Source organism: Nostoc sp. UHCC 0251 (genome assembly GCF_034932245.1).
In the GTDB taxonomy this organism is placed as follows: Bacteria; Cyanobacteriota; Cyanobacteriia; order Cyanobacteriales; family Nostocaceae; genus Nostoc.
The window spans coordinates 1-6,958 of the sequence record NZ_JAYGHD010000171.1 but is presented as its reverse complement, the minus strand read 5'-3'; the positions used below and the strand labels follow the sequence as shown (position 1 = coordinate 6,958).

The 6,958-nt window shown below is 40.7% G+C and carries 4 protein-coding genes; 1 reads left to right on the top strand and 3 read right to left on the bottom strand.

The features are described from left to right. Window positions 1-124: 124 nt before the first annotated feature. Window positions 125-2,209, bottom strand: coding sequence for a calcium-binding protein (locus tag VB740_RS16465; RefSeq protein ID WP_323201042.1), 2,085 nt, complete (start codon window positions 2,207-2,209; stop codon window positions 125-127). Between the two features lie 767 nt (window positions 2,210-2,976). Next, a complete protein-coding gene (locus VB740_RS16460; protein ID WP_323201041.1) occupies window positions 2,977-5,202 on the bottom strand; it encodes an ATP-binding protein in 2,226 nt (741 codons plus the stop codon). 433 nt (window positions 5,203-5,635) lie between these two features. Here VB740_RS16460 and VB740_RS16455 point away from each other — a divergent pair, with 433 nt between their 5' ends. Continuing rightward, window positions 5,636-6,562: a cobalamin-binding protein gene (locus VB740_RS16455; RefSeq protein ID WP_323201040.1), complete on the top strand. Its 927-nt coding sequence runs from the start codon at window positions 5,636-5,638 to the stop codon at window positions 6,560-6,562. 31 nt (window positions 6,563-6,593) lie between these two features. Here the strand turns inward: VB740_RS16455 and VB740_RS16450 are convergent, their stop codons facing one another. Next, window positions 6,594-6,896 carry a TMEM165/GDT1 family protein gene (locus VB740_RS16450; protein WP_323201043.1) on the bottom strand — a complete coding sequence of 101 codons (303 nt, stop codon included), beginning with the start codon at window positions 6,894-6,896 and terminating at the stop codon, window positions 6,594-6,596. Window positions 6,897-6,958 lie beyond the last annotated feature (62 nt).

The following is a 6,958-nucleotide window of genomic DNA, read 5'->3' as shown; positions in this document are numbered from 1 at the left end:
TGTCGCCCACCCCACAATAAATAGTTGTATATTTTTTTATTTGGAAGTCCCTAAGTCAAATGCGAGGTGCTATTATAGGCATCTCGCATTTCCAGAATTTATTATTTTTATCTGGCTAGAATAATTAATATTCAGCAGTCACATAAAAAACTTTTTCGCTTAGTGACACTCCACCAAAGAATTGTGCAAATTTTACCTGAGTAAAGGCATTTGCACTGCCATCTTGATCAAAGTACAATGCACCTGTACTGTTATCATAGATAAATCGTTGAGCGATCGTTGTTGCAGATGTTCCAAGGGTAAACTGACTTGCTGAGAGTACACCTATTGATAATTGCCCACCAAAACCAGCAGCCCCTATCTGAATATATTCATTAGTTGCGTTGGACTCATAAGGACTATCAACGCCTTCATTAGTTGCGTTATTGAAGTCATAAATACTATCAACGCCTTCATTGTAACTATTGAAAACAAAGGTATCAGCACCATTCCCACCATAGAGGGCATCATTACCTTTTCCACCTATCAGAATATCACTGCCAGCGCCACCGTTAAGGGTGTTATTACCTGAGGCTCCAAGGGCAGAGAGGAAATCATTGCCATTGCCTCCAGAGAGTAGATTATCGCCTCTTGAATTGTCAACCTTCAAGGTATCTTTACCAGCACCACCGTTGAGGGTGTTATTTCCCGACGCAGTAAGATTGTATCCTACCTCGTCGCCGAAGTAGCCAGAGGCAGAGAGATAATCATCGTCATCGCCTCCAGACAGCAGGTTATCGCCTTCTGAGATATCAACATTCAAGGTATCGTTGCCAGTACCACCATTGAGGATGTTATTACCAACAACTTTATAGATTCCTAAAAAGCTCTCAAATTCACCAGAGGCAGAAAGAGAATCATTACCATCGCCTCCTGAGAGGAGGTTATCTCCTGTTCCCTGAACATCTAAGATATCGTTACCATCGCCACCGTTGAGCGTGTTATTACCTGAGGAGTCAGAGAAGCCTATTCTACCGTAGTCGGAAGAGGCAGAAAGATAATCATTGCCATCGTCCCCAGAGAGTAAGTTATCGCCTGTTGAACTATTAGCATTTAAGGTATCGTTACCAGTACCACCGTTGAGGGTGTTATTGCCAACAATGTAATATACAAATGAGCCGTCGAATTTACGGTAGCCAGAGGCGCTAAGAGAATCATTGCCATCGCCCCCAAAGAGTAGGTTATCACCTGTTGAACCTTTAACATCCAAGGTATCGTTACCATCGCCACCTTTGAGAGTATTATTGCCTGAGGTAAAATAGATGGTTTCTGCAAAATAGCCGAATTCTTCAAAAGAGAAATAGTGAGAGGCGCTAAGAGAATCATTGCCATCGCCCCCAGAGAGTAGGTTATCACCTGTTGAACCGTAAACATTTAAGGTATCCTTACCACTGCCACCTTTGAGGGTATCATTGCCCACACCACCAATCAGAGTATCATTCCCCGTACCACCAAGCAGCAGGTCGTTACCAGTATTACCTTTGAGGGAATCATCACCCACATCACCCATGAGAGTATCATTTCCCGCACCACCGCGCAGCAGGTCGTTGCCACTCAAGCCATTGATGCTATCATTCCCGCCCTGGCCATTAATGACATCATTTGAGTTGTCAAAGCCGATGACATAGTTATTCAGGTCGTTAAAAAAGGTGACTGTGTTCTTATTAAATGGGTTCTGTTGGGTGGAATTGGCATTAACGACATCAAAGCTGTCCTTGATGCTGGTTTGTCCATAAAACAGGATATTGCCCAGAGTTGATAGATTATCTAAGTTTTCCAGGGTAAAATTTTGCAGGGTGACTATTGGCTTCTCGAATAAAAAGGGACTTATATCTTGTGAGTCGTAATCCGTCCCAATTACCTCTCCATCATCAGTTATGTCTCCATCAAAGCTAATTTCCAGATTGTTACCATTCTGTGTAAGTAGGAAATTTCGGGCAGTAAAGCCAATGTCTTGAAATATCAACGTATCAACTTCGGTAATGACTGCTGCTGATGGATTTGAGCTTGTACCTATACCACTGAAATCAGTGATATTGTACATGTACATGTAATATAGTGTGTAAATAAATTTATCTTGCCCACCTCCACCAGTGAGTGTGTCGTTAGTGCCATCATACTGGCTAACTACTAACGTATCATTACCTTTAGTTCCAATGATATTTGCCATAATTTTTACCTTCCTGAATAAAAGATTGTTGGAGTAGCTTCAGTTTTAAATCTACTGTTAGTGCTGTTTTAGAACATCAATAATTCGCCGAGAGTTGAGGGTTTTGGCATACTTTAATATCACCTTTGATAGTTACCAATTTTCCCTGAAGATTTGCCCTTTTGAGTAGTTTGTAAGTAACACTTATCCAACTATAGGAATCATATTTGATTTCTGAAAAATCTAAATATTTGTAGGGTGTGTTAGGCGTAAGCCGTAACGCACCATTATTAAGGATTTGGTGCGTTACGCTGTCGCTAACGCACTACGTATCTTTTCAGAAATCAAATACTAGTCCTATATGTAAGATTCCTGTCTGATTTTGAACAATAATTCAGATAAAATCCTGAGAAAGTGGATTTTTAAGTCTCAGTATGTTCTCAAAAATAAAATCGGAGTTCTAGATGTAGGACTATCTAATTCTTAGAGGTTGTTTTAAAAGCATTATTAACATCAAAAATTGAGAGGATGTTTTAAAAACCCCAACATAACCTAATACTGAATATTTACTTAAATGTCTATACTTTAAGACATATCTTTACGTTATTTGGTGAATATATAAAAATGCTTATCTTAGTTTCATGTCTATAGTTTTAGATTGATCACAGCGATACCTGTGGCAGGTTATACCTACATTATGATGGGGTTAAAGCAATCGCGTGGCGATCTTTCCAATACAATATCTCTTTAATACTAAAAATATAGAATATGAATGCGATCGCTTCGATCTAAATTGGTGTTTCGTTAATCTGAAAATCGCTATAACTCAAATATCGGCTCAATATTGACTCTAATTGGACTACCCTAATTGGCTTGATGAGGTAGTCATTGGTACTACCTGGAAGCATAGTAATTTCTTCCTCTGTAGGTTCACTAGAGCGAATCATGACAATTTGCAAATCTTTGCAATAAGGATGATATCTAAGGATATTTAGTAAATTAGATTTGCTAACATCGTCTACTAACTGGAAATCTAAAAAAACTAAATCTGGCTGTAGGTTTTGCACCTGATTTAAAAAATCGTTCCCGTTATCTATCCACGTCACTTGGTAGCCAATTGTCTGAAGATAATCTTGCAGGAGTATGGCAGTATTTTCCTCTTCTTCCACAAGCAAAATGCGTTTAGTCTTGGAGATAGAAAAAGATGGCGATAAAGAATGATTATTGTCGCTTCCACTCTCCTCTTCTTCTGGATGCACTGGATTTGGTAGAAACACAGTGAACTGGCTTCCTTCTCCCAAAGTCGATGTAAAGGTAACATCTCCACCATGCAAACGCGCTAATTTACGTGTTAAAGCTAAACCTAAACCAGTGCCTTCGTACTGCCTATTTAACCGACTGTCAAGCTGTTTAAACGGTTCAAATAGAAATTGAAATTGACTGGAGTCTATACCAATTCCAGTATCTGAAACTGTAAAGGTTATTCCTTGCGCTATTTTTTTCACTACCAGCGATACCTGACCTGTTGGAGTGAATTTGATAGCATTGGTGAGCAAATTGAGTAGCATTTGCTTGATGCGTCGCTCATCAGCAATACAAACATCTGCTTCTCGGTCAATTTCGTATGTGAGTTGCAATCCCTTTTCTAAGGCGCGATCGCGCACTGTCCATATGGCATAATTACATAAATCTGACACTGGTAAAGGTGAGAGTAATAGTTCCTCCTTACCTGCTTCTACCTTAGATAAATCAAGGATATCGTTAATCAGTGCCAACAGATGTTCACCACTACTATATATACAACTTATATATTCGTTCTGCTTTTCATTGAGAGAGCCAACTATTTTTTGTTGCAGCAATTGCGACAAACCCATAATTGCATTGAGAGGCGTCCGCAACTCATGGCTCATAGTTGCTAAAAATTCACTTTTTGCCAAACTGGCTGCTTCTGCTGCTTCTTGAGAAGCACGCAACTTTAATTCTGTTTCCTTGCGTTCAGTAATGTCTTCAATCATCGCCAGAAAAAACTCAGGTTCACCATTGCTGTCTGGTATAACAGAAACAGAGATATGAGTCCAAACGAAGCTGCCATTTTGATGCAGGCAGCGTCTTTCCATCTCAATGCGATATTTATCGACAAGCTGCTTTTGAAGTTCGGAGGGGGGAAAGGCAAATTTTGAAGTTACGCCTGAGTTGGTGCGAATTCCTGACATCATTTGTTTGTAAAGTTTTAAATCCCCCCTTTGTGTGGAAATGTAATCTGTAAAGCACTTGCCGTGTAATTCTTCTCGGCTATATCCTAAAATCTCGCACAGTGCCGGATTACTATCGACTATCTGCGCTTTCATATCTATAAGTCCAATGCCGATAGAAGAACGCTCAAAAATCGCTCTAAATTGCGCCTCACTCTGCCGTAGCGCTTCCTGTACGACGTTTCGCTCCCTTGCTTCTATAGCCAGCGTCACGAAATCTGCAATCGAGCCAGCAAAAGTTTCTTCCTCCAAAGTCCATTTGCGAGCTTCGCCTATATGTTCGTGGCAGACTACGCCCACCAAACGACCTTCCAGCCAAATCGGTGCATCTAGCAGGGATGTGATACCCAAAACGGAAAGATAAGACTCGGATAATTCTTGGGTTCTTGTATCGTTTATGGCATCATCTACGGCAATTGTCCGTTCCTCTTCTAAAGCCCGGAAATAAGCTGGATAATTTTTTTCTGAAAGCGAGTTACCAAAGCTATGCTCCTTGGTGTTTACATCATATAAATCGATGCATTCAATTTTTGAACGTTCTTGATTATATAACCACACTCCGACTCGCTTCACTAAGAGCGTCCGAGCAGCAGTTTCTGTGATTTCTCTTAATGCCGCATTGAGATCACCTTGCTGAAATGTCTTGCTTCTTGCCAGCTGCACCAGCGTCTGGCTTTGTTTTCGCCGACGACTTTCTTTGATTTGTAAAGCCTCTTGGGATTGGCTGTGCTCTGTAATATCTCTAGCTGACACCACCTGCATTAGTTGACCTCAAGAAGAAATAACTTTGCTTTGCAGTTCTACAGGAAAATTAGAACCGTCTTTGTATAACTACAATTACTTCATAGGGTTATTCCTAACCGGAAAGTATAATTTTTTGCTCAAAATTTCTGATTCTGGATAACAAGTTATAAACTAGATTTTGCTTATCGCTTCTGTTACTTCATGCCAGTGATTTTTGCCAGGGGATAATTAGCATTTTAAATATCAAGTAATTCTACTATAGAGTAGTATAATTTAAATTTTGGTCTAGGAGATATGGACTAGGAAAGACTCTTCTCAATTCCTAACACCCAGTCTAATTTCTTACTGAGCGCTGAATAGCAAAATATGCTTAATTCTCCTAGAGAAAGATGCTTAATGGCTCAAATTTTGCAACAATTCAAATGACGGCAGCTTTTGTGGAGGTGGAGCGATGACGGATAGTAATGTGAGAATTGTTTCCCTGATTCCCGGTGGAACAGAGATTTTAGCGACACTAGGCTTGGTTGATGCTATTGTGGGGCGATCGCACGAATGCGATTACCCTCCAGAAATCCAAGATCGCCCCATTTGTACCGAAGCACGCTTAAACTCTGATGCCTCCAGCAGCCAAATTCACGACGATGTGAACAATTTATTGCAATCTGCTCTCAGTATTTATCAAATCAAAACAGATGTATTAGAGAAATTACAGCCTACCCACATTCTCACTCAAGACCAGTGTGATGTTTGTGCTGTCAGCTTACACGATGTTGAAAAGGCAGTTGCTACACTCATTGGCAGTAAACCTCAAATTATTTCTTTACAACCCAATCTTCTCCAAGATGTTTGGACTGACATTGAGCGAGTCGGCAACACTTTTGGCGTAGACTCAGTAAAAGTTTTAGAAAATTTAGAAGCTCGCGTCAGAATTTGCCAGCAAAAAGTCCAGGGACTTTCTTTAAATGAACTGCTCACTGTCGCCTGTATCGAGTGGACTGATCCTTTGATGGCCGCTGCCAATTGGATTCCTGAATTAGTTAACTTAGCAGGAGGACAATCTCTGTTTTGTACTACAGGTCAGCCTTCTCCTATCTTGCAGTGGGAAACACTATTAACAACTAATCCAGATGTAATTATTTTTATGCCTTGTGGCTTTGATTTAAATCGCACTCGGCAAGAAGCCAATTTGTTAACTCAACGTTCAGAGTGGGAAAAACTGCACGCTACCAAAGCTGGTAGGGTTTACATCACAGATGGCAATTCTTACTTCAATCGTCCAGGGCCTCGACTGGTAGATTCTTTAGAAATTTTGGCAGAAATTTTGCATCCAGAAATTTTTCAATACGGCTACAAAGGAACTGCTTGGGAACTTTTATAATTTAGCTGGATGTACAACCCTGACCATTTGGTTAGGGTGTTTGTTCAGAATCCGTCGATGGTTCATTGTTAAATAACAGCAGGCGTGCAGCAAGGATGGCAAATCCCACAGCAGCGATCGCTTTTAACAACCGTGTAGGTAATAATTCTGCTACTGCCCCCCCTGCTAATGCTCCCAACAGACTTGTTAACAGCAATGCACCTGCTGCACCAAAAAATACTGCACGCGGAGAATTACAACGCCCTGAAAGTGCGATCGCTGCTAGCTGACTTTTGTCACCCAATTCTGATAAAAAAACTGTAATAAAGCTCAGTCCTAAGAGATGCCAATCCATATTTTTTAGTGGGGAGTGGGGAGTGGGGAGTGGGGAGTGGGGAGTGGGGGATGAGGGAGCAG